Source organism: Bradyrhizobium sp. USDA 3315 (assembly GCF_054056795.1).
Map to the genome: position 1 here is coordinate 4,254,982 of NZ_JBSRYP010000001.1, position 22,771 is coordinate 4,277,752.

Annotated in this window: 22 protein-coding genes and 1 pseudogene; 12 read left to right on the plus strand and 11 right to left on the minus strand. The window is 65.5% G+C overall.

Annotated elements, in window-relative coordinates:
• Window positions 1-11 precede the first annotated feature (11 nt).
• Entirely contained in the window at window positions 12-1,223 is a 1,212-nt protein-coding gene (locus ACVIYL_RS19625; RefSeq protein ID WP_057014858.1) for an ABC transporter substrate-binding protein, read from the minus strand.
• A gap of 185 nt (window positions 1,224-1,408) precedes the next feature.
• On the opposite strand from ACVIYL_RS19625, the gene ACVIYL_RS19630 reads away from it, so the two are divergent.
• Window positions 1,409-2,518 (plus strand): molybdopterin-binding protein, encoded by a 1,110-nt coding sequence (locus ACVIYL_RS19630; protein ID WP_456779526.1) that lies wholly within the window; start codon window positions 1,409-1,411, stop codon window positions 2,516-2,518.
• Between the two features lie 9 nt (window positions 2,519-2,527).
• Complete coding sequence (locus ACVIYL_RS19635; protein ID WP_253607403.1) at window positions 2,528-4,477, plus strand: molybdopterin biosynthesis protein; 1,950 nt, start codon at window positions 2,528-2,530, stop codon at window positions 4,475-4,477.
• Window positions 4,478-4,724: 247 nt separating this feature from the next.
• Here ACVIYL_RS19635 and ACVIYL_RS19640 read toward each other — a convergent pair whose 3' ends face one another.
• Window positions 4,725-7,256: a fused MFS/spermidine synthase gene (locus ACVIYL_RS19640; RefSeq protein ID WP_456779527.1), complete on the minus strand. Its 2,532-nt coding sequence runs from the start codon at window positions 7,254-7,256 to the stop codon at window positions 4,725-4,727.
• Window positions 7,257-7,471: 215 nt separating this feature from the next.
• Window positions 7,472-7,729, minus strand: a complete 258-nt coding sequence (locus ACVIYL_RS19645; protein WP_311988559.1) for a hypothetical protein — start codon at window positions 7,727-7,729, stop codon at window positions 7,472-7,474.
• 527 nt (window positions 7,730-8,256) lie between these two features.
• Between ACVIYL_RS19645 and ACVIYL_RS19650 the strand changes: the two genes are divergently transcribed.
• The 5 genes from ACVIYL_RS19650 (at window position 8,257) to ACVIYL_RS19670 (ending at window position 11,971) form a co-directional block, all read left to right on the plus strand.
• Window positions 8,257-8,559, plus strand: coding sequence for a hypothetical protein (locus tag ACVIYL_RS19650; protein ID WP_456779528.1), 303 nt, complete (start codon window positions 8,257-8,259; stop codon window positions 8,557-8,559).
• 177 nt (window positions 8,560-8,736) lie between these two features.
• Window positions 8,737-9,264: a molybdopterin-guanine dinucleotide biosynthesis protein B gene (gene mobB, locus ACVIYL_RS19655; protein WP_092085647.1), complete on the plus strand. Its 528-nt coding sequence runs from the start codon at window positions 8,737-8,739 to the stop codon at window positions 9,262-9,264.
• A gap of 54 nt (window positions 9,265-9,318) precedes the next feature.
• On the plus strand, window positions 9,319-9,588 hold the full coding sequence (locus tag ACVIYL_RS19660) for a sulfurtransferase TusA family protein (RefSeq protein ID WP_057014863.1): 270 nt from the start codon (window positions 9,319-9,321) through the stop codon (window positions 9,586-9,588).
• 325 nt (window positions 9,589-9,913) lie between these two features.
• A complete protein-coding gene (locus ACVIYL_RS19665; protein WP_092085775.1) occupies window positions 9,914-11,569 on the plus strand; it encodes an OFA family MFS transporter in 1,656 nt (551 codons plus the stop codon).
• Window positions 11,570-11,722: 153 nt separating this feature from the next.
• Window positions 11,723-11,971 (plus strand): hypothetical protein, encoded by a 249-nt coding sequence (locus ACVIYL_RS19670; protein WP_028332712.1) that lies wholly within the window; start codon window positions 11,723-11,725, stop codon window positions 11,969-11,971.
• Between the two features lie 81 nt (window positions 11,972-12,052).
• On the opposite strand, the gene lon is transcribed toward ACVIYL_RS19670, so the two are convergent.
• Together lon and ACVIYL_RS19680 are read right to left on the minus strand one after the other, a co-directional pair.
• A complete protein-coding gene (gene lon, locus ACVIYL_RS19675; RefSeq protein WP_283069345.1) occupies window positions 12,053-14,431 on the minus strand; it encodes an endopeptidase La in 2,379 nt (792 codons plus the stop codon).
• Between the two features lie 11 nt (window positions 14,432-14,442).
• Window positions 14,443-14,850: an Hsp20/alpha crystallin family protein gene (locus ACVIYL_RS19680; RefSeq protein WP_028332710.1), complete on the minus strand. Its 408-nt coding sequence runs from the start codon at window positions 14,848-14,850 to the stop codon at window positions 14,443-14,445.
• 263 nt (window positions 14,851-15,113) lie between these two features.
• Here ACVIYL_RS19680 and ACVIYL_RS19685 point away from each other — a divergent pair, with 263 nt between their 5' ends.
• Entirely contained in the window at window positions 15,114-15,389 is a 276-nt protein-coding gene (locus ACVIYL_RS19685; protein WP_225164560.1) for a hypothetical protein, read from the plus strand.
• Window position 15,390: 1 nt separating this feature from the next.
• On the plus strand, window positions 15,391-15,555 hold the full coding sequence (locus ACVIYL_RS19690) for a hypothetical protein (protein ID WP_176937025.1): 165 nt from the start codon (window positions 15,391-15,393) through the stop codon (window positions 15,553-15,555).
• Window positions 15,556-15,772: 217 nt separating this feature from the next.
• On the opposite strand, the gene ACVIYL_RS19695 is transcribed toward ACVIYL_RS19690, so the two are convergent.
• The 6 genes from ACVIYL_RS19695 to ACVIYL_RS19720 form a co-directional block, all read right to left on the minus strand.
• Window positions 15,773-16,534, minus strand: coding sequence for a slipin family protein (locus ACVIYL_RS19695; RefSeq protein ID WP_028332707.1), 762 nt, complete (start codon window positions 16,532-16,534; stop codon window positions 15,773-15,775).
• Complete coding sequence (locus ACVIYL_RS19700; RefSeq protein WP_456779529.1) at window positions 16,531-17,940, minus strand: NfeD family protein; 1,410 nt, start codon at window positions 17,938-17,940, stop codon at window positions 16,531-16,533. The genes ACVIYL_RS19695 and ACVIYL_RS19700 overlap by 4 nt, the downstream gene beginning before the upstream one ends.
• A gap of 114 nt (window positions 17,941-18,054) precedes the next feature.
• Window positions 18,055-18,984, minus strand: coding sequence for a 4-hydroxy-tetrahydrodipicolinate synthase (gene dapA, locus ACVIYL_RS19705; RefSeq protein ID WP_456779530.1), 930 nt, complete (start codon window positions 18,982-18,984; stop codon window positions 18,055-18,057).
• A gap of 7 nt (window positions 18,985-18,991) precedes the next feature.
• Window positions 18,992-19,246 (minus strand): hypothetical protein, encoded by a 255-nt coding sequence (locus tag ACVIYL_RS19710; RefSeq protein ID WP_310883472.1) that lies wholly within the window; start codon window positions 19,244-19,246, stop codon window positions 18,992-18,994.
• Window positions 19,247-19,421: 175 nt separating this feature from the next.
• Entirely contained in the window at window positions 19,422-19,697 is a 276-nt protein-coding gene (locus ACVIYL_RS19715; RefSeq protein WP_028332704.1) for a hypothetical protein, read from the minus strand.
• 13 nt (window positions 19,698-19,710) lie between these two features.
• A complete protein-coding gene (locus ACVIYL_RS19720; protein WP_456779531.1) occupies window positions 19,711-20,175 on the minus strand; it encodes a hypothetical protein in 465 nt (154 codons plus the stop codon).
• A 189-nt stretch (window positions 20,176-20,364) separates the two neighbouring features.
• On the opposite strand from ACVIYL_RS19720, the pseudogene ACVIYL_RS19725 reads away from it, so the two are divergent.
• From ACVIYL_RS19725 to kdpA, 3 genes and pseudogenes are all read left to right on the plus strand, one after another.
• Window positions 20,365-20,607 (plus strand): annotated as a pseudogene (locus ACVIYL_RS19725) (helix-turn-helix domain-containing protein); the annotation flags it as partial.
• Window positions 20,608-20,858: 251 nt separating this feature from the next.
• Entirely contained in the window at window positions 20,859-20,948 is a 90-nt protein-coding gene (locus tag ACVIYL_RS19730; RefSeq protein WP_016846764.1) for a K(+)-transporting ATPase subunit F, read from the plus strand.
• A 119-nt stretch (window positions 20,949-21,067) separates the two neighbouring features.
• Window positions 21,068-22,771, plus strand: coding sequence for a potassium-transporting ATPase subunit KdpA (kdpA, locus tag ACVIYL_RS19735; RefSeq protein WP_438073593.1), 1,704 nt, complete (start codon window positions 21,068-21,070; stop codon window positions 22,769-22,771).

The following is a 22,771-nucleotide window of genomic DNA, read 5'->3' on the forward strand; positions in this document are numbered from 1 at the left end:
ACCTTCGGTCGTCATTTCTTCGCCATCGCGCAGGCCGGATCCGGCGGGCCGAACGCGTCCTCGCCGGAGATCTTGGCCAGGATCTTGTAATAGTCCCACGGATATTTCGACTCGGCCGGGGTCTTGACCTGCACGAGCCAGAGGTCGTGCACCATCAGATTGTCCTCGCGCAGCTTGCCGTTGCGGGCGAAGAAGTCCTCGACCGGCTTCTCGCGCATCTTGGCCGCGACCTTGAGCGGATCGTCGGTGCCGGCATCCTTGATCGCGTTCAGATAGGCGGTCACGGAGGAGTAGACGCCGGCCTGCCACATCGTCGGCATCCGGTTCATCTTGGCGAAATAGCGCTTCGACCACTCGCGGGTCTTGTCGTCCATGTCCCAGTAGAACGAGGTGGTCAGCAGCAGGCCCTGCGCGGCCGACAGCCCGATCGAGTGGATGTCGGTGATCAGCGCCAGCAGCGCGGCCATCTGCTGCCCGCCGGCGAAGACGCCGAACTCGGCGGCGGTCTTGATCTCGTTGGTGTTGTTGGGCGGTCCGCCGGCAATGCCGATGATCTTGGCCTTCGAGGCCTGCGCCTGCAGGATGAAGGACGACAGATCAGGCGTCGCAAACGGCGGCCGCACCGCGCCGAGCACCTTGCCGCCGTTCTTGGTCACGATCGCGGAGGCGTCCTTCTCCAGCGAGTGACCGAACGCATAATCGTCGGTGATGAAGAACCAGCTGTCGCCGCCGCGCTTCACCACCTCCTGCGCGGTGCCGACCGCGAGCGCCCTGGTGTCGAATACCCACTGTATCGCGTAGGGCGAGCAGAACTTGCCGTGGAAATCGGTCGCGCCGGTCGAATGCGTGATGAAAAGCTTCTTTTTCTCGTTGGCCATGTTCTGCACCGCGAGCCCGACCGCCGAGACCGGCACGTCGACGATGAGGTCGACCTGATCGACGTCATACCAGCGTCGCGCGATGGTCGCGCCGATATCCGGCTTGAGCTGGTGATCGCCGACGATCACCGAGATTGGCTTGCCGAGCACCTTGCCGCCGAAATCGTCGACGGCCATCTGCGCGGCGGTGACCGAGCCTTGGCCGGTCGGCGTCGAGGCGGGGCCGTTCATGTCGGTCAGCACGCCGATCTTGACGATGTCGTCGGATACCTGCGCCGATACGCTCGGGGAGGCCAGCAGCGCGGCTGCGAGCGTCCCGAACATGGCTAGTCTGGTGGCCTTCATTCTGTCTCCCTCCTGAATTGGCGCATTGGCCATTATTGGTTGTGCCGGGCCTTCGGGGACCCGGTCATATTGGTTTCTTTTGCAACTATATTGGGGACCGCGTCAACGCGCCATCGGTCTAATGACGCAGCCCCGGTGCGGCGAGAGACAGTTTCTTTCGGGGCCGATTCAGTCCATAGCGGGCCATGGTCACCGCCCAGCGCCTTCCGCCTTCGCTCACCCCGCTCGTTGCGGCACTGGCTGCCGTGCTGCGCGACGTCGGACCGGTCCAGCCGATCGCGTTGCCACCGGCCGACGCCTTGCGCTGCATTGCGGCCGAGATGCCGGCCTTGCGCGCCTATCCGCCGCGCGATGTCGCGGTCAGCGACGGGTGGGCGATGCGCGCCAATGACCTGGTCGGCGCGTCGTCCTATGCGCCGTTGCCGCTGGCCGAACCTCCGGTCTGGGTGGCGGCAGGCGCTGCGATGCCTGATGGCACCGACTGCGTGGTCGATGCCGATGCCGTCGATACCTCCGGTCCGCTTGCGCAGGTGCTCGCCGAAGCAATCCCGGGGCAGGGCGTCAGGCGTGCCGGCAGCGACATCGCCGTTGGGCGCACCGTGATCGCAGCAGGGGAGCCGCTGCTGCCGCGCGGCCTGCTGCTCGCGCGCGCGGCCGGACTGCAGATGTTGCGCGTGCGACGGCCGCGGCTTCGCATCGTCAACGTCGCCAATGGTGAGCTGACCGCACAACTGATCGCTGACACCGCGCGCCTCGCGGGCGCTGAGGTCGTCGGCATCGAGGCGGCACCCGATGTGGCGGCGATTGCAAACGCACTCGAACCAGACGGCTGCGATCTGATGGTCACGATCGGCGGCACCGGCGTTGGTCACACCGATGCCGCGGTGAATGCGCTGGCAACGCGTGGCGCACTGATCGCGCACGGCATTGCCCTGCAACCGGGGCGCACCGCAGCGGTCGGCCGTATCCACACAACGCCGGTCGTCGCCTTGCCGGGCGCGCCGGATCAGGCTTTCGCGGCCTGGTGGGCGATTGCGCTTCCCCTGCTCGACCGCCTGTCGGGCCGGCGCGCGCGCAAAACACTGGCGCTGCCGCTGGAACGCAAGATCGCCTCCGGCGTCGGCGTTGCCGAGGTCGTGCTGCTGATACGCGAGCAAGGTTCCTGGGCGGCGCTTGCGACCGGCGACCTGTCACTCGATGCCATCGTGCGCGCCGAAGCCCTGCTGATCGTGCCCGGCGCTGCCGAGGGCTTCGCTGCGGGCGCGGTTGTCGATGCCTATATGTTGCGGGAGTGAGTTCCCGAGATGAACAACACGTTCACGCCGAAACCCAACCCGTCCGTCGAGCAGGACCAGTTCCTGACCATCCTGTCGCGCGAGGAGGCGCTCGCGCGCTTCGAGGCGGCGCTGTTCCCGCGCCAATTGCCGTCCGAGAAACGGCTGCTCGCCGATGCGCTCGGCCGTGCGCTGGCGGAGGACGTGGTGGCGCCGATCGATGTGCCGCCATTCGATCGCTCCAATGTCGACGGCTTTGCGGTGCGCTCGGCCGATCTGGCGCGCGCCGGCGAGGCCGCGCCGGTGCAGCTCGCGCTGAACGACGAGACGATTTCGTGCGGGACCGCGCCCACCATGCCGGTGCTCCCGGGTACTGCAACCGCGATTGCGACCGGCGGTCCGGTACCGCGCGGCGCTGATGCCATCGTGATGGTCGAGCACACCCAGCCTGCCGGCCACGGCACCATCGAGGTCCGGCGTGCGGCGTCGCCCGGCCAGTTCGTGTCCTATGCCGGCTCCGACATCGCGCGCGGCGAGGCCCTGCTGCGCGCGGGAACGATGATCGGGTCGCGCGAGATCGGCATGCTCGCGGCCTGCGGCATCGCCGAGGTTGCGCTGACGCGCCGTCCGCGCGTCGCGATCCTCTCGACCGGCGACGAACTGGTGCAGCCGGGTGAGAAGCTGCGGCCGGCCGCGATCTACGATACCAATGGTGCGATCGTCACCGCGGCGATTGCCGAGAACGGCGGTGACGCGGCGTTCCTTGGCGCGATCGCCGACAACGAGGCGATGCTCGAGGCCGCGATGCGCAAGGCGCTGGCGGACAGCGACATGCTGGTGCTGTCAGGCGGCACCTCCAAGGGCGCGGGTGACGTCTCGCACCGGATCATCGCTCGCCTCGGCAAGCCCGGCATCATCGCGCATGGCGTGGCGCTGAAGCCAGGCAAGCCGCTGTGCCTTGCGGTGTGCGACGGCAAGCCGGTGGTCATCCTGCCGGGCTTTCCGACCTCGGCGATGTTCACCTTCCACGACATGATCGTGCCGGTGCTGCGCCGGATGGCCGGGCTGCCGCCGCGATCGGATGCCAAGGTGGCGGCGAAGGTGCCGGTGCGCATCGCCTCCGAGCTCGGGCGTACCGAGTTCGTGATGGTGTCGCTGGTCGAGGGCGCCGACGGCCTGATCGCCTATCCCGGCGGCAAGGGCTCGGGCGCGATCACCTCGTTCGCGCAGGCCGACGGCTTCCTGAAGATCGAGGCGCTGGCCGACCAGTTGCCGGCCGGCAGCGAGGCCGAGGTGACGCTGTTCACGCCGCATGTGCGGGTGCCCGATCTCGTCATCGTCGGCAGCCATTGCACCGGGCTCGATCTCGTCACGGCGCCGCTGGTGCATGCCGGGCTTGTAGTGCGTTCGATCGCGGTCGGCAGCCTCGGCGGGCTCGCTGCCGCCAAGCGCGGCGAATGCGATCTCGCCCCGATCCATCTGTTCGACGACAAGACCGAGACCTACAACACGCCGTACCTGGCCGACGGGCTCGAACTGGTGCCGGGCTGGCGGCGCATGCAGGGCATCGTGTTTCGCAAGGACGACACGCGCTTTGCCGGCTTGAGCGCAGAGCAGGCGGTGCGCGCCGCGCTCGCCGATCCCGCCTGCCTCATGGTCAACCGCAACCAGGGCGCCGGCACCCGCATCCTGATCGATCGCTTGCTGGTGGGCCGCCGGCCCGACGGTTACTGGAATCAGCCCCGCTCGCACAATGCGGTTGCGGCCGCGGTGGCGCAGCGCCGCGCCGACTGGGGCATGACCATCGCGCCGGTCGCCGATGCGTCGGGACTCGGCTTCATACCGCTCGCCGAAGAGCATTATGACTTCGCATTGGTGACGGCGCGCAAGCAGCGGCCCGCGGTGCAGGCCTTTCTCGACGCACTGGCGTCGGATGAAGGGCGGGCTGCATTGACGAAGGCGGGGTTCAGGCCGGCGTAGCCGGTGTGCCGCTCTGCCGCACCATCACAGCTGTCGTCCCTGCGAAAGCAGGAACCCATACGCCGCGGCGGGTTTTGAGAAACGGGACTGGTCGTTCCAGCATCGCGTAACAATTTGCATTTGTGGTTATGGGTCCCTGCTTTCGCAGGGACGACAGTGAGTTTTGTTGCGCTAGCTGTGAGTCAAAACATCCGCATTCTCGCGACATTCGGGGACTTCCTGATGCGGTGTGCCGAAGGTACCCTGATCACTCGCTCAGCTTGCGGTCCAGGAAGTCGACGTAGGAATTGTCCGGGTCCAGTTTGACGGCCAGGCGAAGCGCTGCCCGGGCGGCGGACCTGTCGCCGTCGGCCGTGGCCTTGTGCTCGTCCAGGATCGCATTGGCCACCGTGCGCGCGGTGTCGAGACGGGCCTCGTCGATGGAACGGTCGGCAAGATAGGCTTCCACCGGCTCGCGGAGGCGCTTCAGTTCGTCCACGCTGACCGAACCCAGCGGATACCAGTTGTAATATTCGAGACGCGGCCGATCATCCGCGAGGCTCGGCACATCCCCGACAAAGGCCGCGAGTTTTTGATCGGCGGCGATGAATGTCGCCAGGAAATCCTCGGGCGAGCCGAGGCCGTTCGCCGTCAGGTCTTCAGCCACCGCGGGCTTCGACATGCGCATGGCGAGCTCGCGCGGATCGATGTTCAACGGTTCATCGGAGGCGATCGCCACGCCTTCCATTCTGGACGGCAGCCAAAGCGAGACATGCTTGAACTGGCCCATCATGGCCTTGAGTATCATCTTCGGAAGAATGCCGCGGTTGAAATCCAGCGGCACCCATTGCGCGAGAACGCCGCCGGGACGCATCTTCTGCTTTGCCAGCGCATAGAATTCCTCCGTGTAGAGGTTGATGACGCCGGCATCATGGGGCGGTGGCGGCTCGAGCGTGATGACGTCAAATGTCTCGTTGGTCCCCAGCAGGAAGTGGCGCCCGTCCGCGACGATCTGATGGACCTTGGGATTTTGATAGAATTGCTTGTTGATCGGCACGAAATGGGGCGCGAATTCGAACACCGTCGATGCCAGATCGACCGCGTCGATGGATTGCAATTCCTCATGGGTGCTCACCGCTCCCACCGTGGTTCCGGTCCCGATGCAAATGACGACAGCCGTTTCAACCGGGCCCCGGTGCAGCAGAATGGGATAGTGCCCCATCGCGGCCATGTAGCGTCTGCCCTCGGGACGGTTGTTGGCATAGCTCTTCGAATTCACCACCAACTGCTGATAGGTGCCCGCCGCCTTCTCGCGATACTCGACCACCGCAAACGTCGCTTGCCGAGTTTCCCGCAACTCGAGCACATTGGCGCCTTCGATCGCGGTCAGGACCCGCTCCAGATAGTGCGGAGTGAAGAGCAGCAGTGCTACGGCGATGACGCTCGCGGCGATCGTCCCCTGCCGCCACAGGCTCCTTTCTCTCACAAGATCCGGCTGCGACACGGTGGTCGCGACGAACAGCAGGACGTTCACGACAATCAGCGCGGTGAGCGCGCCCTGGCTGCCCAGACAGGGGATCAGCAGAAACCCCGCCGCCAGCGAGCCCACGACGCCGCCAATCGTGTTCAGGGCGTAGAGCGTGCCGATCCTGCGGCCGAGCGCGCTCATCTGCATCACGGTCAGCTCGCTGGCCAGGGGAAAGCTGATGCCGATCAGCGTCGTCGGCAGCAACAGGGCGACAGCGCAGACCAGGAAGAATGAAACGTCGCCTCCCAACAGCTCCTGCACCGGGACTGGAAGCAGGCCCGATACGATGGGAGACAGCGCTACTCCCATGGTCCGCGCCTTGCCGAGCATTCCGACGGTCAGCGTGGCTGCAACCGCGATCAGCAGCTGCGTCACGGCGAAGTATCGCAGCAATTGATCCTTGCGGGGGGCGAGCAGCCTGGCGCAGATCAGGGCGCCGATCACGAGCCCCAGCAGGTAAACGCCGAGCATGCCCGAGAACGCGTAGACGCTCGAGGTGCTGACATTGGTCAGGAATCGAAACCAGACCACCTCATAGGCGATCGATACAAAACCGGAGCACGCGAAAATCCAGATCAGGACCGACGTCCTGCCACTCGCGGTCGCGGCGGTTTGCACCGGCGCCTGTGCCGCGACCGGCAAGAGCGGGCTTGCGCCGCGCGCAACGAACAGGGCCACAACGCCGACGCAGACATACAGCGCTGCCGCAACCAGGCTCGATCCCGCGATGCCCCAAAGGCCCATCAGCACAAAGCCGACCGCCAGGGTGCCGATGGCGGCGCCCAGGGTGTTGAACCCGTAGAGCAGACCGATCCGATTGGCGAGGTCGGTTTGTGTGCGGGTCAGGAATTTCACCAGGAAGGGCAGGGTCGCGCCCATCAACATCGTCGGCAGCGACAGAATGGCGAGCGACACGGCGACCATGAGAGGCAGCCGGAAGGGAGACTCCAGGTCGAGCATCGGTGACAGCCAGCCCACCCATGTCGGCCAATGCGACAGGAATGCGGTGACCGCGAGAGAAACGAGGGCGAGGGCAAGTTCGAGCAACCCGTAGATTTTCAGGGGGCGGCTGACGGTGTCGGCGATCCGGCCTCCCAGGGCGCTGCCCAGCGAGAGACCGAAAAAGAAGCTTGCCACCGTGACGCTGACGGAGACGGTCGCGCTTCCCAGCACGAATTGCAGTTGCTTGAACCAGAGAACCTGCAGGATCAGCGATGCCGCGCCCGATGCCAGAAAGATCGCCGTGACCAGAACCCGGTTTTTCAGGCTCACGGCGTCTCGAACGTCACCACGATTGCGCACTGGACCGCTCTCCCGTTGAACGGAGAACAGGTAAGGCGAATGCTCTTAATATTGCCTTATGGCGGAGCAGCGCTGCGCGGCAGCCGAATCCCGTTGAAATTGCTCGTAAAATTGCCGTTTGGCGGATGCTTGCAGGGGGCCGAACGATCGCGCTGTGAGAGGGCCTTTTGCGTTGCGGATCCAGCTCAATGCCGCATCGCCGTCTCCACGAACTCCAGCACGGAGCGCGGGACCTCTTCGTATTCGACGAAACGGCGCCGAAGCTCGTCGGCAATGTCGGTCGTGACGTCGCGCGACCATCCTTCGTTGGTATTGAAGGCCACGATGCGGACCGGGCGGCTGTACTGGTCATCCAGCAGACGCCGGATCAGCGTTTTTCGGTCAGTGCCTTCTTCGTCGGTTTCGCTCCAGGCACGGCCCAGTCGGCCAAAATCGTTCAGCACCAGATAGGTGTCGTGATCGATTGAATGCGGCACAATCGAAGGCGAGCGAGGCATACATAGTCCTCCATGCTGCACATTATCGTGTTCCGATCGCCCTGCGTATCGGAAATTTCGAGGTAAATCCGCTGGATAGCGGGATCGCGCGTGACGTGAGCGGGGGCTGCAACATGCATTGGAGCAAACCGTCCCGTCGCTGGTTATCTCTTGTCACCGACATGGGCCCTGTTGTGGATGTCGGTGGTTGAGCGACCGATGGGGCTCCCACCCGCTCGAGGAGCGGAGCGATGTTAAGAAGGCTTCGTTTTAGGAACACAACGCTGGAAGAAGTGCTGGCAGTCGATACGCAGCGGCCGCGGAAGAGGCTGCGGATGCGTGACCAGCCCCCGAGAGAGAGCCGATCGGCAAGGCTTGCCAAGCCGGGGCGGCCGGTCAGTCAACGAACCGACTGACCCTGCGGGATAGCGAGCCGAGCCCGACTTGCGCGGCGGCCCGTGAACGGGTTCGCCGATTGCGGCGACCAATCGATCATGGCATTCGACACTGTCAATTTTCGCAAGATTGCCGCGCTCGTCGCGGCGGCCGGCACCTTGTTCTGGCTCTACACCTTCTACGCCATCGCCCATGTGCCGCCTGGCGACGGTACCGGCTTCCAGTGGCTGGCGGTCTTTCCGCTCGGCCTAGTGTTCGGCCTGTTCTTCCTGCCGGCCTGGCTGCTCGTCGCCATCGGCCGATTGCCGAGATTCACCGCGGCGCTTGGGGTCTGTGGCCTGATCGCGTTCGCGGTGCTGTGGGCGCCGCTGCTGCAGGAGTTTCCGAGGGCGGTCCTCTAGCGCGCCAGCCCATCCTCATCTGCCGGCGAGCCTGGCATGACATTGCTCCAAGGCTGATATAAGCAGCGTTGGGCGCAAGTCGCGGTTTTCCGCCGTCACGGCTGGTCCCGGCCATCCATGTCGGGCGGAACCGCGGGCGTGGATACCCAAACGATTGGCATGTCTTCGGAGACGCGTATGAAAGTGATTGGCCTCGCGGGCTGGAGCGGTGCCGGCAAGACCACCTTGCTGTCGCGGGTGATCCCCTGCCTGCTGGGCCGCGGCCTGCGCGTCTCCGTGATCAAGCACGCCCACCATGAATTCGATGTCGACGTGCCCGGCAAGGACTCCTGGGTGCACCGGCAGTCCGGTGCGACCGAGGTGCTGGTGTCCTCGACGCGGCGTTGGGCGCTGATGCACGAGCTGCGCAGCGCCGTTGAGCCGCGGCTGCCGGAGCTGCTCGCCAAGATGGCGCAGGTCGATCTGGTCGTGGTCGAAGGCTTCAAGCGCGAGCCGATCAACAAGATCGAGGTGTACCGCGCCGCCAACGGCAAGCCGCTGCTGTTTCCCGACGACCCGCGCGTGGTCGGGATCGCCAGCGACGTCGCCGTTGCAACCACGCTGCCGGTCGCGCATCTCGACGACATCGAGGACGTTGCCGAATTGATGCTGCGCGCCGCGATCCCCGTCGACGACGTGCTCGCGTCGGCTCCGGCCGAAGGCTGACGTGGACGAGGAGGCGGCGTTGACGATGCCGCGCGGCTTCGCCATGGTCGAACCATGACAACGACGAAGCTCGATCTCACCGGCCTGAAATGCCCGCTGCCGGCGCTGAAGACGCGCAAGGCCCTCCGGAGCGTGACGGCGGGAGATTTCCTCGAGGTGCACTGCACCGATCCGCTTTCGGTGATCGATATCCCGGCCCTGATCCAGGAGACCGGCGACAAGGTCGAGATCACCGAACGAAGCGACGCCCGGATCGTTTTTTTGATCGAGAAGATCAATGGAGCGATAGGCAATTCGAATGCTGCGTTGCCGCGTACGCGCTAGATGCAGCTTGATATCTACCTTTTGCCTATCGACACCTATTTTCCATTCTGCGCGAATTGATAATGTCCGCCGGGTTGTGGTGATGGCGTTGTGCTCGAGTGTGGGCGCATCGACGGACAACGACTGGGCCCGTGCCCAGATCACGGGCTGCACGGCCGGGCATATCCGGTCGTATTGGGGGTTAGCATTTCCGGAATGTGCGTGGTTGGTCCCGACGCATTGAGGAAATGTGCGGAGCTGCCGGCTGACGCTGGCCGCAATGGGCTGAGACGGGATCGAAGATGCAGATGCGCCTGTCGTAATGGCGGCTGCAGGGGAGGTGTCAATGACCACAGTGAGCAGCGCCGGACGCGTATCCGCGACAGGCGCAGGTTTCCTCGACAAGGAACATACAATCGCGACCGCCGGCTTCAACCGCTGGCTGGTGCCGCCGGCCGCGCTCTGCATCCATCTGTGCATCGGCATGGCTTACGGCTTCTCGGTGTTCTGGCTGCCGCTGTCGCGCGCGATCGGCCTGACCGCGCCGAAGGCGTGCCCCGACATCTCGCTGGTGCAGGAGCTGTTCACCACCACCTGCGACTGGAAGGTCGCGAGCCTCGGGTGGATGTACACGCTGTTCTTCGTGCTACTCGGCGTCTCCGCCGCGATCTGGGGCGGCTGGCTCGAGAAGGTCGGTCCGCGCAAGGCCGGCTTCGTCGCGGCGCTGTGCTGGGCCGGCGGTCTCGTGATCGGCGCGCTCGGCGTCTACACGCACCAGCTCTGGTTGATGTGGCTCGGCTCCGGCGTGATCGGCGGCGTCGGCCTCGGCCTCGGCTACATCTCGCCGGTGTCGACGCTGGTGAAATGGTTCCCCGACCGGCGCGGCATGGCGACCGGCATGGCGATCATGGGCTTCGGCGGCGGCGCGATGATCGGCGCCCCGCTCGCCGACAGGCTGATGAACTACTTCAAGACCCCGACCTCGGTCGGCGTCTGGGAGACCTTCCTCGCCATGGGCGCGATCTACTTCGTGTTCATGATGATCGGCGCGTTCCGCTATCGCATCCCGCCGGCCGGCTGGCAGCCCGAAGGCTGGACGCCGCCGACGAAGGCCAACGCGATGATCTCGAGCAAGCACGTCCATCTCGACAACGCGCACAAGACGCCGCAATTCTGGCTGATCTGGTGGGTGCTCTGCCTGAACGTGTCGGCGGGCATCGGCGTGATCGGCATGGCCTCGCCGATGCTGCAGGAGATCTTCGCGGGCAAGCTGATCGGCCTGCCCAATGTCGGCTTCAACCAGCTCGATGCCGGACAGAAGGCGCAGATCGCGGCGATCGCGGCCGGCTTTGCCGGATTGCTGTCGCTGTTCAACATCGGCGGCCGCTTCTTCTGGGCGTCGCTGTCGGACAAGATCGGCCGCAAGAACACCTACTACACGTTCTTCATCCTCGGCATCGCGCTCTACGCGCTGGCGCCGACCTTCGCCGCGATGGGATCGAAGCTGTTGTTCGTGCTCGGCTTCGGCATCATCCTGTCGATGTATGGCGGCGGCTTCGCCACCGTGCCGGCCTATCTCGCCGACATGTTCGGCACCCAGTTCGTCGGCGCCATCCACGGCCGTCTGCTGACGGCATGGTCGACCGCCGGCATCATCGGTCCTGTCGTGGTGAACTACATCCGCGAGTTCCAGCTTGCCGCCGGCGTGCCGCGGGACCAGCTCTACAACACCACGATGTACATCCTGTGCGCCATGCTGATCGCGGGCCTGATCTGCAACTACCTGATCAAGCCGGTCGATTCGAAATGGCATATGAGCGACGCCGAGGTCGCCAAGCTGCAGGATGCGAGCGCCAGCGCCGCGGCGGCCGGACCGCACGGTTCCTACGGGATCGGGTTTGGCGGGCTCGACGCCAAGGCGGCGCTGTTCTGGCTGTTCGTCGGCATTCCGCTGGCGTGGGGCGTCTACATGACGCTGCTCAGCGCGGTCAAAATCCTCTGATCGCAATTCAGGCCGCGCGCGGGACATCTGGTATCCCGCGGGCGGCCTGAAGCGTTTTCGAGCGAAGTGGATGCCGGCTCGCGTGAAGAAGACGCGTCAAACAAGAAGCTCTACGCCGTTCAATTCAACAGATAATCAAGGGACATTTCAGTCATGTTTCGTACCGCAAGCTGTCTTGTGGCCGCCCTGCTTCTCGCCGGCTCGCTGCACACCGCGTCAGCCCAGACCACCGAGGCCAAGCCGTCGAAGGTCAAGCTCACCATGCAGAAGCTGAAGGACATGAAGGCGAAGTGGAAGGCCAACAAGCCAAAGCTGAAGGTCTGCCGCGCCGAGGTGAAGTCGAAGGGCCTGACCGGCGACGACCGCTGGTTCTACATCGAAGAATGCATGGGCAAGAGCTGAGCGGCACCGCTCCGCTATCTGCAACGCAAGAGGGCGTGACGGCGATCGCTGTCACGCCCTCTTGTTGCGTTTGAGACGCGATCACTCCGCGGCGGCGGGCGTCGTCTTGGCGGCCTCCAGCGCTGCTGCGATCGCCTCGTCGACCCGTTCGAGCCAGATGAACTCCAGCTTGGCGCGGGCGCCGGCGGGGATGTCGTCGAAGTCGCGCTTGTTGCGCGCCGGCAGCATCACCCGGGTCAGGCCGGCGGCCGCGGCCGCGACCACCTTCTCCTTGATGCCGCCGACCGGCAGCACCAGGCCGCGCAGCGAGATCTCGCCGGTCATCGCGGTGTCGCTGCGCACCGTGCGGTCGGTCAACAGCGAGGTGAGGGCGGTGAACATCGCAACGCCCGCGCTCGGGCCGTCCTTCGGCGTCGCGCCGGCGGGAACGTGGACGTGGATGTCGCTCTTCTCGAACACGCCGGGATCGATGCCGAGCTGGGAGGCCCGGCTCTTCACCAGGGTCAGCGCGGCCTGCACGCTCTCGCGCATCACCTCGCCGAGCTGGCCGGTGAGGATCAACGCGCCGCGGCCCGGCGTGCGCGACGCCTCGATGAACAGGATGTCGCCGCCGACCGGGGTCCAGGCCAGCCCGGTGGCAACGCCCGGGATGCTGGTGCGCATCGCGATCTCGTTCTCGAACCTCGGCTGGCCGAGCAGCGAGACGATGTCCTTCGGCGCGATGGTGACGTGGCTGGTGCTGCCCTCGGCGATCTGCACCGCGACGTTGCGCAGCACCTTGCCGATCTCGCGCTCCAGGTTGCGCACGCCGGCCTCGCGGGTGTAGCTGCGGATGATCAGCCGCAGCGCATCCGGATCGATCTCGACCTGCTCGGCCTTGATGCCGTTGGCCTCGAGCTGGCGGCGGACCAGATAGCGCTTGGCGATCTCGAGCTTCTCGTCCTCGGTGTAGCCGGCGAGACTGATCAGCTCCATGCGGTCGAGCAGCGGGCCGGGGACGCCGTCGAGCATGTTGGCGGTGGCGATGAAGACGACGCGCGAGAGGTCGAACGGCACGCCGAGATAATTGTCGCGGAAGGTGCTGTTCTGCTCGGGGTCGAGCACTTCCAGCATCGCGGCCGACGGATCGCCCTGGATGCCGCGGCCCATCTTGTCGATCTCATCCAGCATCATCACGCAATTGCGCGCGCCGGCCTTCTTGATCGCCTGAATGATGTTGCCGGGCAGCGCCCCGATATAGGTGCGGCGATGGCCGCGGATCTCGGCCTCGTCATGCACGCCGCCGAGCGAGACGCGGACGAATGGCCGCGCCATCGCGCGCGCGATCGATTGGCCGAGCGAGGTCTTGCCGACACCGGGCGGCCCGAGGAAGCACAGGATCGGGGCCTTGCCGCCGGGCGCGAGCTTGCGCACCGCGAGATATTCGATGATGCGGCTCTTGATCTTCTCGAGGCCATAATGGTCCTGGTCGAGGATCTTGCGCGCCTCCGCGATGTCGATCGGCTTCTCCTCCGGAATGCTCCAGGGCAGGTCGATCAGCCAGTCGAGATAGCTGCGCACCATGCCGGATTCGGCCGCGGCCTCCGGCATCCGCTCGTAGCGGCGCAATTCCTTCTGCGCCTGGCTTTCGGCCTCCGGCGGCATCTTGGCCTCCACGATCGCCTTGGTCAGCTCGGTGACTTCCGCAGCCTTGCCGTCGCCTTCGCCGAGCTGGCGCTGGATCGTCGCCATCTGCTCGCGCAGGATCGCCTCGCGCTGCCGCTCGTCGAACACGGCCTTGGTCTTCTGCCCGATCTCCTGGCTCAGCCGCAGCACCTCGATGCGCTCGGCGAGGTGACGCGACACCTTGTCCATCCGCGCCACGAGATCGATGGTTTCCAGGATGTCCTGCTTCTCCGACGGCTTGATGTCCATGTAGGACGTCGCAAGGTCGGCAAGGGTTGCCGGCGAGGTGGTGCCCTGCAGCGCGGCGATCAGCTCCTGCGGCACCTGCGGCAGCAATTGCGCGGCCTCCAGCGCCTGGCGCTGCAGATTGAGGAAGCGCGCCTCGATCTCGGGCGAGGTGGTGGTCGGCTCCGGGATTTGCAGCACGCGGGCCGCGAGGAACGGCGTGCCCGGCAGATAGTCGAGCACGCGCATGCGCTGCACGCCCTGGCAGACCAGATGGTGGGTGTCGTCGGCGCCGGTGATGTAGCGCACGATGTTGGCTGTGGTGCCGACGCGGTAAAGCCCGTCGGGGCCGGGATCGTTGGTCTCGGGATCGCGCTGCAGCAGGATGCCGATCGGCCGCTGCTCGCGTACCGCCTGCTGGGCCGCGGCAATCGACGTCGCGCGGGCGATCGTGATCGGAATGATGACATCCGGAAACAGCACGGTGTTGCGCACCGGGACGATGATCAGCGCGTCGCTCGGGATCGGCGTCGAAGTCGATGCTGGGCTTGAAACGTCTGAGGCAGCCATGTCGAAATCCTTTAGCTCGACTTTCCGAGCCGCAGGCCGACGCAACCATGCGCGGCAAAGCGGCTGATGGTGTAGCGGCCGGTCGGCAGCGCGATGCGGCGCTCGAACCGGCCCTGCGGCAGTTCGAGGCGCAGGATGCGGGCGTTGCGGAGTTCAGGGGGCAGGGTGCGGCGGCCGGAGATCACCAGCGTGCCGCCGTCGAGCGCGGCCTCGACCTCGTCGGGATCGACCCCCGGCAACGCGACCAGGATCAGGATTTCATCCTCGGTCTCGATCACGTCGGTCGGCGGTTCCCAGCTCGGCTCGGTGCTTCCCGCGCGCGGGTGCAAATTGAGGAAGCTCTGGTGCAACCGTTCGGCGCGGGCGAGCGCCTCGATCGCATCCGACAGCATCCAGTTGATCTGATCCTTGGGCCGCATGGGCACTCTCCACGTCGCATTGGGAGGCGAGGTTACCGGTCTTGCCGCCGACCGTAAACCGGCCCCTCGCGCGGCTGATCGAGGGTAAAATTGTCCGAAATCTCGCGATTTGCGGCATGACCGCGATGCACGGACCGCAGCCGGACGCTTATGCTGCGGCTATGTGACAGGGCCGCGGCTGCTCTCGAATTCCTACGGCCTTCCCCGCATCTTTTGCCGTGATGCGGCGCGCTCGCGCGCGCCGCCAAACGGGAAGGTGGCACATGACCTTGCTCCATTACCACGATGCCCGGCCGCACGGTTCGGCCGGCGCCATGCCCTTGATGCTGCGGCGAACCGTCAGGCGGATCGGCCTCGTCTTCAGGACTGTTCACCGCGCGATCGCCGCCGCCAAGATTCATCGGCTCCGCAATGAGCTGCTGCTGCATCGCGGCCACGAGGATTGGGCGCGGACCAACCTCAACGTCGGCATGCTCGGCGGCGACGCCGAGAGATATCCACGGGCGCCGGTCGTGCTCGGCGAGAAATGGGACTACTGAGATGCGCACAGTTTCGTTCATCGCTGCCCTGCCGCGCCGCGCCGCAGAAGGGCTGCTCGCATTCCTCGCCTGGATCGGCGAGGAGCCGATCAGCGGCTACCGGCCCGAGGCGCATTACATGCGCGGTCCAGGACCTGCGTGGCGGGCCAAGCATCGCGGGCGTTAAGCCCCGAACCCATCCGCGTCATTGCGAGGAGCATGGCGACGAAGCAATCCATATCTCCGCATGTGGCGCGATGGATTGCTTCGCGGAGCCTGTCATCGGGCGCGCGTTCGCGCGACCCGTTGGCTCGCAGTGACGTGCAGAGGCCGCGGCGCCTACGAGACCCACGATCCCGAGCGCGCCGACCTTGAGCGACCGTCGTTTCTGCTCCCAAACCAGTTCACGTCGCTTCACGTCGCGGCGCCAGATGATCGAGCAGGTTCATCGGCAGCGGGAACACCACGGTCGAGGAGCGCTCGCCGGCAATGTCGTGCAGCGCCGCGAAGTAGCGCAGCTGCATCGCTTGCGGCTCCTGGGCGAGGATCCGGCCGGCCTCGACCAGCTTCTCGGCGGCCTGCTGCTCGCCCATCGCGTTGATCACCTTGGCGCGCCGCAGCCGCTCCGCCTCGGCCTGCTTGGCGATCGCCCGCACCATCGTCTCATTGAGATCGATATCCTTGATCTCGACCCCGGTGACCTTGATGCCCCAGACGTCGGTCTGCCTGTCGAGGGTCTCCTGGATATCGGCGTTCAGCTTGTCGCGCTCCGCCAGCATCTCGTCGAGCTCGTGCTTGCCGAGCACCGAGCGCAGCGTGGTCTGCGCAAGCTGGCTGGTCGCAGCCATGTAGTCGCTGACCTTGATGATGGCGCGCTCGGGATCGACGATGCGGAAGTAGAGCACGGCGTTGACCTTGACCGAGACGTTGTCGCGCGAAATCACGTCCTGCGGCGGCACCACCTGCACCACCACCCTGAGATCGACCTTCACCAGCTGCTGCACCACCGGAATCAGGATGATGAGCCCCGGGCCCTTCACCCCGGTGAAACGGCCGAGCGTGAAGATGACGCCGCGCTCGTATTCGCGCAGCACGCGCACGGCCTGGGTCAGGAATACGATGATCAGCAGCGCGATCGCCGCATAGGTGAAATAATCAAGCATCATGCCTTACCTCCTTCGCCGGGAGAGGCCGGCGTGCGCCGTACCACCAGCGTCAAATCGATGATGTTGGCGACCTCGACCGTGTCTCCCGCCGTGAATGTCTCGGTGCTGCGCGCTTGCCAGCGTTCGCCGTTGGTGAAGACGTGACCCGTGGTCTCGGACCAGTCGAGCACCTCGGCCGATAGCCCGCGCATGGCTTGCGCACCGATCCGCACCGGGCCCTTGCGCGCGCGGCGGAGCGCGCCGAGCACGACGAGAATGAGCCCGGTGAACATCGCGGCGACGATGCCGATGACCGGCCATGACAGCCGGTATCCGGGCGCCTCGATCCGAAACAGCATGGCTGCTCCAAGCACGAAGGCGACGATTCCTCCGAGGCCGATCACGACGGTCGGGTTGAAGGCTTCGATTGCGAGCAGCGCGATCCCGACCAGCATCAGGGCGAAGCCCGCGTAGTTGATCGGCAGCATGTTGAGTGCGTACAGACCGAGCAGCAGGCAGATCGTCCCGACAACCCCGGGCGCCACGGCACCGGGCGACATGAACTCGAAGATCAGGCCGTAGATGCCGACCATCAGGAGAATGAATGCGATGTTGGGGTCGGTGATGACCGCAAGCGCGCGCGCGATCCAGGTGGGATCGATGGCCTCGATCGCGGTGTCCCTTGTCGCCAGGCGTTGCGTCTTGCCGCCGGGAAGCTCAATGGTCCGGCCATCGACCTGCCTGAGCAGGTCGGCCGGGTCGCGCGCGGTGAGATCAATGACGTTGGCCTGCAGCGCGGCGTTGGCGGAGAGGGTGGCGGCATCGCGGACCGCCTTCTCGGCCCAGTCGGCATTGCGGCCACGCAATTCGGCGAGGCTGCGGATGAAGGCAACGGCATCATTCGTCACCTTCGCCGTCATGGCATCCTTGGTTTCGGACGGATGGCCGCCGTCCTTCTGGTCCTTGCCGCCCTTGTCCGGAGTGCTGCCCGGCAGCCCCGGTATCGGGCCGCCGATCTGCACCGGCGTCGCGGCGCCGATATTGGTGCCGGGCGCCATGGCCGCGAGATGGGTCGCATAGAGGATATAGGTCCCGGCGCTCGCGGCATGGGCGCCGGATGGCGCAACGTAGCCGACCACGGGAACGGGCGAGGCCAGCACGTCGGCGATGATCTCACGCATGCTGGTGCTGAGGCCGCCCGGCGTATTCAAACGCAGGATAACAACCTCGGCGTGGCGCTCGGCGGCCTTGGCCAGGCCGTCCTTGACGTAGCTGGCCGCTGCCGGCCCGATTGCCCCGTCGATTGAAATGGTCAGGGCAAGATGGCTGTTGTCCGCGGCCGGACCGGGACGGATGGAGATAACCAGAGCGACCAGGACGGTCGCAACAACGAGGGCCGCCTTGAAGGTGGTGTGCACGGCAAGCACTCCCTTGCCGTGGATATGGGGCGCCGTTTCGGAACCTCAAGTTGGCGCCGTGTCACGGGCACCGTGTGCTGATCGCATTGTGCATTGCGATGGGTCATGTCGGGTCGGCAAATCTCAATGCGCGGCTGCGAGGTACTCGTCGGCAAGCTCAGCCATCGCCTGCGAGACCTCGGCCTTTGCCGACCCGTTCAATTGCACGATCGGCAGCCGCGTCGTCGGCGGCATGAATCCCAGAAGCGCCAGCGCGAACTTCAATGCGGCGGGATGCTCGCGCTCCAGCAAGGTCGCAAGCGGCACCAGCCGCTGGTGCAACTCCCGCGCCTGATACAACCGTCCCTCGCGGAAATGCCTGTGAACGGCCACGTACAGATCGGGCGCGACGTTCGTCACGACCGAGATGCAGCCATCGCCACCGGCGGCGAGCCAGGCCAGCGAGGAGGCGTCGTCGCCGGTCAGCATCCGGAATGCCGCCGGCAGGCGTGAGCGCAGGCGCGCCAGCCGGGCAACGTCACCGCTGCCGTCGCGCAAACCCACGAAGCGTGGCGATGCGGCGAGCTCGAGCAGGGTCTCGTCGGCAAGGCCCTTCACCGTGCGCGACGGAATGTCGTGCAGGATGACAGGCAGCGTGGTGGCCGCGGCGACCGCGTGGAAATGCGCCGCAGTGCCCCGTGGCATCGGCTTGTTGTAATAGGGTACGACCGACATGACGGCATCGGCGCCGCCCGCTTCCGCGGCCCGGGTGAATGTGACGGCGCGATCGGTCGCGTTCGATCCGGCGCCGGCGATGATGCGAACCCGCTTGCGCGCGACGCCGGCCGCGATCCGGACCAGCTGCGCACGTTCCGCGGGCTCCAGCGTCGCGCTTTCACCTGCGGTCTCGCCGACCACCAGCGCGGTGGCGCCGGCCGCGATCTGGCGCTCGCACAGCCGGCCGAACGCCTCCGCGTCGATCTCGCTCCGATGGTTGAAGGGGGTCGGAAGATCGGGGATGAAGCCCGACAGCCATCCGGCCGTGTCGGCTTTCGCAGCCGTTTGCCAGGTCATGGGTGGCTCACGCCACGCGGATTGCGGGGAAGCTCGCGGTCTCGCCGCGCATATCGAGCTCGATCTCACGCGACAGCTCGACGATCATTTCAGGATGCTGGCCGTTCTCGAACAGCGCGTATTTGACGGCCTGGGCGCGGTTGACGAACAGGCCGCCATAGAGGCCGTTCTGTTGCTGGGCGACCCACTGGCCGTGATGGTTGCGGCCGATGAAGACGACGGTGGACGCGGCGCTACACGAGGGAGGTTCGACGAGTTTCACGGTGGTGGTCCTTCTTTTTGTTTCTGACGCGTTTTCCTCACGCGAACCGCGTATCCGTCTCGCTCGAAAACGCTTCAGTCACGGTCACGCGATCAATGTCTGATTTGCGGGATATGAAATCGAGCGCGTGCGAGCAGCGACTTCATAGGAGCGGCATAGGATTTGTGAGGATGGTCTAGAGGCGCTGGACGATGCCGGTGCCGAGCGCGCACAGCGCGACATAGGCGGTCATCTCGTCCCAGTGATTGAGGTTTGCGGCAAACGGCATTTCGCGCTTGGCGATCCCGGCGAAGGCGCAGATCACGGCCGACATCCACAACAGCGTGACGAGGCCCTTGCCGAAGCCGGCGCCGGCGAACACGGCAAAGCCGATCATGATGGCAAGCCGGAAGCCGAAGCGGACCATGACCTGGACCGACTGCAGCTGCCGCGGCAGTTGTTTGGTGTCCACGGCCGCGCCGCCGTCAGCCGATATTGTCGACGAACAGCGGCTCGTACAGCGCGCGCGTGTCGCGACGGACGGTCGGCACGCTGGTTCGGCTATCGGGCGTCGAGATGCGCTGCGCCTCCACGAAGGCGCTGAGGATCGCGAGTGCAAGATCGGTGTGGTGGGTCTCGATCGACTGGTCGAGCCAGTCCGGCAGCTCGCGTTCGCGCGACAACGCACAGTGCCACTCGCCCTCGTCATAGACCAGGCGGCGGATCTGCCATTGCGGCAGTTCCAGATCGAGCAGCGCGATCGCGGCGTCGGTCCAGGCGCCCGACTGGATCAGCCGCTCGACCCGGCGGGTCTTGCCGCTCTCTCCGACCGAGGGAAAGCGCCGGCAGGTCTGGCTGATGATGTCGGCCATGAATTCGGCTGTCACCGCATAGGCGTCGCGCAGCCGTTCGCCGAGATCGATGGAGGTGTTCTGGGAAAGCACTGACATGGCGTCATCTCGTCTTGCGCGGCCCAGGGTATTGGCCGCAAGCCAAAAATGGCCGGACCGCCATTTGAAAACGAGATGAGGCGGGGGACGGAGATATAGGGATTCCATAAAGACCAAGCTGTCGTCCTGGCGAAAGCCAGGACCTGAGTTCACAAACGAAGTGCAACACTTCCTTGAGGAGGTGTTGCCATGGGGCGGACTTACAAGCAGCTCTCTCTGGACGACCGATGCGAGATTGCCTGCCTATCGGCCAATGGCAGCTCGGTCCGGCAAATCGCGGCAGCTCTGGATCGCTCGCCATCAACGATCTCTCGGGAACTGAGGCGCAATCGGGGGAGCCAGGTCGGCTACAAGCCGAGCTATGCCCAGCACCAGATGCGAGCGCGGCGCTGGACGGGCGGACGCCTCGAACGGGAGCCCGGCCTGCGCCGGGACGACGGCTGCGCAGCTCGTGGCACTTATAGGATTCCTATAACGTCCTTATTCGCCACCTCTCGAAAACCTATGCCCCGGATGGCACCTCACGGCCATCCGGCGCGGAGCCCTTATACGGTCGTCCCGCGCCTCTCGGATGCATAGGAGTCTCACATGATGGACATTCTCATGGCGGCGCTTGCGATTGGCTTCTTCGCGGCCGGCATCGGCTACGCCTACGCCTGCGAACGGCTGTAACGGAGGCGACGATGATCTTCGATTACTCGCTCGCCGGCCTCGTCTCGCTCGGCCTGCTGTTCTACCTCACTTACGCATTGCTGCGGCCCGAACGCTTCTAGGCGGCCCGCGATGTCAGCGCTTTGCACAATTCTGTTAGCCGACGCGATGTTGACCGGGCTGTTGCTCGGCTTGTTCGCGTCGATGCTGCGCTTCGCTCCTATTCGAAAGGTTTGACGCAATGACCGTCATCGGCTGGATTCAAATTATTCTGTTCTGCGCGATCGTTGCCGCGCTGGTCAAACCGCTCGGCTGGTACATGACCCGCGTGTTCAACGGCGAGCGCACCTTCCTGTCGCCCGTGCTGCGCCCGGTCGAGCGCGGCATCTACTGGGTCGGCGGCGTCGACGAGCGGCGCGAGCAGCACTGGCTGACCTATACGGTCGCCATGCTGCTGTTCCATGTCGGCGGCTTCGCCATCATCTACGGCCTGATGCGGCTACAGGCGGTGCTGCCGTTCAACCCGGCCGGACAGTCGGCGGTCGCTGAGGACCTCTCCTTCAATACCGCGATCTCCTTCATCACCAACACCAACTGGCAGAACTACGGCGGCGAGAGCACGCTGTCCTATCTGGTCCAGATGGTCGGCCTGACCCATCAGAATTTCCTGTCGGCGGCGACCGGCATCGCGCTGGCGATGGCGCTGATCCGCGGTTTCACCCGCTCGTCGATGCGCACCGTCGGCAATTTCTGGGTCGATGTCACGCGCTGCACGCTTTACGTGCTGCTGCCGATCTGCGTCGTCTACGCGCTGTTCCTGGTCTGGCAGGGCATGCCGCAGACGCTTCATCCCTATGTCGACGCCACCACGCTGGAGGGCGGCAAGCAGACCATCGCGCTCGGACCGGTGGCCTCGCAGGTTGCGATCAAGATGCTCGGCACCAACGGCGGCGGCTTCTTCAACGCCAACGCCGCGCATCCGTTCGAGAATCCGACTGCGCTGTCGAACCTCGTGCAGATGGTCTCGATCTTCGCACTCGGCGCCGCCATGACCAACGTGTTCGGCCGCATGGTCGGCAACGAGCGCCAGGGCTGGGCGATCTTCGCCGTGATGGGTATCCTGTTCGTCGCCGGCGTCACCGTCACCTACTGGGCGGAAGCCAACGGCACCTCGGCGCTGCACGCGCTCGGTCTCACCGGCGGCAACATGGAGGGCAAGGAGGTCCGCTTCGGCATCGTCGCGTCCTCGCTGTTCGCCGTCGTCACGACTGCCGCCTCCTGCGGCGCGGTCAATGCCATGCATGACAGCTTCACGGCGCTCGGCGGCATGATCCCGCTGATCAACATGCAGCTCGGCGAGGTCATCATCGGCGGCGTCGGCGCCGGCTTCTACGGCATGTTGCTGTTCGTCGTGCTGGCGATCTTCGTCGCCGGCCTGATGGTCGGCCGCACTCCGGAATATGTCGGCAAGAAGATCGAGGCGCGCGAGGTCAAGATGGCGATGCTCGCGATCCTGGTGCTGCCGCTGATGTATCTCGGCTGGACCGCGGTCGGCGTGGTACTGCCGTCGGCGGTGGCCTCGATGGCGAACTCCGGCCCGCACGGCTTCACCGAGGTGCTGTACGCGTTCACCTCGGCGACCGGCAACAACGGCTCGGCCTTCGCGGGCCTCACCGGCAACACCCTGTTCTACAATCTGACGCTCGCCTCCGCGATGTTCGTCGGCCGCTTCTTCATGATCGTGCCGGCGATGGCCATTGCAGGTTCGCTGGTCGAGAAGAAGTCGATCCCGGCCTCGGCGGGCACCTTCCCGACCACCGGCGGGTTGTTCGTCGGCCTCGTCATCGGCGTGATCCTGATCATCGGCGGTCTCACCTTCTTCCCGGCGCTGGCGCTCGGGCCGATCGTCGAGCACCTCGCCATGAACGCCAACACCCTGTTCTGA

Bases quoted from the DNA above. Each gene is read 5' to 3' on its own strand.
- ACVIYL_RS19625 (WP_057014858.1), bottom strand. From the start codon at position 1,223: ATGAAGGCCACCAGACTAGCCATGTTCGGGACGCTCGCAGCCGCGCTG.
- ACVIYL_RS19630 (WP_456779526.1), top strand. From the start codon at position 1,409: ATGGTCACCGCCCAGCGCCTTCCGCCTTCGCTCACCCCGCTCGTTGCG.
- ACVIYL_RS19635 (WP_253607403.1), top strand. From the start codon at position 2,528: ATGAACAACACGTTCACGCCGAAACCCAACCCGTCCGTCGAGCAGGAC.
- ACVIYL_RS19650 (WP_456779528.1), top strand. From the start codon at position 8,257: ATGGCATTCGACACTGTCAATTTTCGCAAGATTGCCGCGCTCGTCGCG.
- mobB (WP_092085647.1), top strand. From the start codon at position 8,737: ATGAAAGTGATTGGCCTCGCGGGCTGGAGCGGTGCCGGCAAGACCACC.
- ACVIYL_RS19660 (WP_057014863.1), top strand. From the start codon at position 9,319: ATGACAACGACGAAGCTCGATCTCACCGGCCTGAAATGCCCGCTGCCG.
- ACVIYL_RS19665 (WP_092085775.1), top strand. From the start codon at position 9,914: ATGACCACAGTGAGCAGCGCCGGACGCGTATCCGCGACAGGCGCAGGT.
- ACVIYL_RS19670 (WP_028332712.1), top strand. From the start codon at position 11,723: ATGTTTCGTACCGCAAGCTGTCTTGTGGCCGCCCTGCTTCTCGCCGGC.
- lon (WP_283069345.1), bottom strand. From the start codon at position 14,431: ATGGCTGCCTCAGACGTTTCAAGCCCAGCATCGACTTCGACGCCGATC.
- ACVIYL_RS19680 (WP_028332710.1), bottom strand. From the start codon at position 14,850: ATGCGGCCCAAGGATCAGATCAACTGGATGCTGTCGGATGCGATCGAG.
- ACVIYL_RS19685 (WP_225164560.1), top strand. From the start codon at position 15,114: ATGACCTTGCTCCATTACCACGATGCCCGGCCGCACGGTTCGGCCGGC.
- ACVIYL_RS19690 (WP_176937025.1), top strand. From the start codon at position 15,391: ATGCGCACAGTTTCGTTCATCGCTGCCCTGCCGCGCCGCGCCGCAGAA.
- ACVIYL_RS19695 (WP_028332707.1), bottom strand. From the start codon at position 16,534: ATGATGCTTGATTATTTCACCTATGCGGCGATCGCGCTGCTGATCATC.
- dapA (WP_456779530.1), bottom strand. From the start codon at position 18,984: ATGACCTGGCAAACGGCTGCGAAAGCCGACACGGCCGGATGGCTGTCG.
- ACVIYL_RS19720 (WP_456779531.1), bottom strand. From the start codon at position 20,175: ATGTCAGTGCTTTCCCAGAACACCTCCATCGATCTCGGCGAACGGCTG.
- ACVIYL_RS19730 (WP_016846764.1), top strand. From the start codon at position 20,859: ATGATCTTCGATTACTCGCTCGCCGGCCTCGTCTCGCTCGGCCTGCTG.
- kdpA (WP_438073593.1), top strand. From the start codon at position 21,068: ATGACCGTCATCGGCTGGATTCAAATTATTCTGTTCTGCGCGATCGTT.